This is a genomic window from Rhodoluna sp. (assembly GCF_049276775.1).
Lineage (GTDB): Bacteria > Actinomycetota > Actinomycetes > Actinomycetales > Microbacteriaceae > Rhodoluna.
Window position 1 is genome coordinate 1 of sequence record NZ_JBASXC010000064.1, and the last position, 2,228, is coordinate 2,228.

Genomic DNA, 2,228 nt, shown 5'->3' on the forward strand with positions numbered 1-2,228 from the left:
TGCCGTCCTTCTTCGAAGGACTTGAGGCTGTTTATTCAGAAGAAAACCTTGAGGCGCTAAAGACCTGGATGAGCTGGCATGTGATTTCCTCGAAGGCTGCTTACTTGTCTAAAGACTTCGTTGACGAAAGATTTGCGTTCTATGGAACCAAGTTGACAGGCGCACCGGTCAATCGCGCTCGCTGGAAGCGAGCGGTCTCTCTTGTTGAGGGTTCATTGGGTGAAGCGGTTGGAAAGATTTACGTCGAGAAGTATTACCCGCCTGAGGCAAAAGCCAAGATGGATGAGCTGGTTGAGTATTTGATCAAGGCTTACCGGGAAAGCATTCAAGAGCTTCCTTGGATGAGCGATGAGACAAAGTCCAAGGCGCTAGTGAAACTAGAAAAGTTCACACCAAAGATCGGGTACCCGGTGAAGTGGAAGGACTACTCGAGCATTGTCATTGACCGCAATGATCTAGTTGGAAACGTTAAGCGTGTGACCTCTTGGAACTTGGACCTTGAGATGAAAAAGATCGGCTCGCCAATAGACCGTGACGAGTGGTTCATGACCCCGCAGACAGTGAACGCTTATTACAACCCGGGGTTCAACGAGATTGTTTTCCCAGCTGCAATTTTGCAGCCGCCGTTCTTTTCCTTGGAAGCCGACGATGCTGTGAACTTCGGAGCAATCGGTGCCGTCATCGGCCACGAGATCGGCCACGGCTTTGACGACCAGGGATCCAAATACGACGGCGACGGAGCACTGATGAGCTGGTGGTCAGATGCTGACCGCAAGGCATTTGAGGAAAGAACTGCGAGCCTTATCTCGCAGTTCAATGCACTCTCTCCCGAGCAATTACCAGCTGAGAACAAAGTGAACGGCGAGCTCACCATCGGTGAGAACATCGGTGACCTTGGAGGACTTGGAATCGCATACAAGGCCTATCTAATGTTTGCAGAAGATCAGACGGCGGCAGCAAGAGAAATCGCTCCTATCGATGGACTAACCCCCGAGCAAAGACTGTTCTTGTCTTGGGCAGCGGCCTGGCGAACAAAGGGAAGAGATGAGATTGTCTTGCAGAGACTTGCAACCGATCCACACTCGCCTCCCGAGTTTAGGTGTAACCAGATTGTTCGAAACATTGACGCGTTCTATGAGGCGTTCAACCTAACGGCTGAAGATAAGCTCTGGTTGGAGCAGTCCAAGCGTGTGAGCATTTGGTAGTGCGCGATTTGAACAAGTTGGGATTAGGTAATTGAAACTCTGGCTAAGACTTATCGTGCAGCTATTTAGTTGGCGAACAAGAAAACCACTCCAGATTCACGAGGTTGCCATAAGACCCTTTAGGGTTTGGCCCACCGATCTAGATATCTATGCACATATGAATAATGGTGTGTTTTTGACCATCTTGGACTTGGGTCGCTACGACCACGGCAAGCGAACCGGTATCTGGAATAAGTGGAAAAAGCTCGGCTGGTACCCGGTGGTGGTCGCCGAGAACGTTACCTTTAGAAAGTCACTTGAACTTTGGCAAGCGTTTGATCTTGAGAGCAAGGTCATCGGTTGGACAGACGAGGCTTTTTACTTTGAGCAAAGATTTGTTGTCAAGGGTGAGGTCTACGCGAGGGCAGTTGTTCGAATTAGGTTCTTGAAGCGCTCCAGAGGAATTGTGACACCGGAAGACATCTTTAGTGTGACACCTTGGATCGGACCCATTCCAAAGCTTCCCGATTGGGTTCTGGCCTGGTCCAAAGCATCAGCTTTGCCAAAGGGCAAAGAGCCAGCTCCGAGTGAATGGACATAAACCCTAAATGAACCGCGCAGCGCTCTCCAAAGAAGCAGTGTCGCTAGTAGAAAGTTGGCTCGTTGAGGCCAAGGGCAACGCCTCTTCCTCGGCAGCTGAAGCCAGGCTTTCTTCCCTACTGAAGGACCCCAACGGTCTTGAGTTCACCCTGAACTTTGTTGATCGGGTCATCAGACCCGAGAGTATGAGAGTTGCCGCTCGTGAGCTTAGAAAGCTCACGAAGATAGTGCCAAAGGCATTGCCACCGCTTGATCGCTTCGCGATCAGGCTAGGTGGCATTTTTGCCCCCTAGTTCCCGTTCCCGGTAATCCCAATTGCCAGATTCGTGCTTCGAACCCTGGTCTCACATTTGATTGCTGACGCCAGAGATAAGCCGCTAACCAAGCACCTAGCGAAGGTCCAAGCCGATGGCATCTCGCTGAACCTGAATTTGCTGGGTGAGG

At 50.8% G+C, this 2,228-nt stretch carries 3 protein-coding genes; all 3 read left to right on the forward strand.

Annotation, left to right across the window (positions count from 1 at the left end; all coding sequences use genetic code 11):
* Positions 1 to 1,205, forward strand: a 1,205-nt coding sequence (locus tag WAO31_RS04065; protein ID WP_509590551.1) for a M13 family metallopeptidase, incomplete at its 5' end; no start/stop codon positions are given.
* A gap of 31 nt (positions 1,206 to 1,236) precedes the next feature.
* The gene (locus WAO31_RS04070; protein WP_509590553.1) at positions 1,237 to 1,785 is read left to right on the forward strand and encodes a thioesterase family protein; all 549 of its coding nucleotides are present in this window, start codon (positions 1,237 to 1,239) and stop codon (positions 1,783 to 1,785) included.
* 7 nt (positions 1,786 to 1,792) lie between these two features.
* Positions 1,793 to 2,077: a hypothetical protein gene (locus tag WAO31_RS04075; RefSeq protein WP_509590555.1), complete on the forward strand. Its 285-nt coding sequence runs from the start codon at positions 1,793 to 1,795 to the stop codon at positions 2,075 to 2,077.
* Positions 2,078 to 2,228 lie beyond the last annotated feature (151 nt).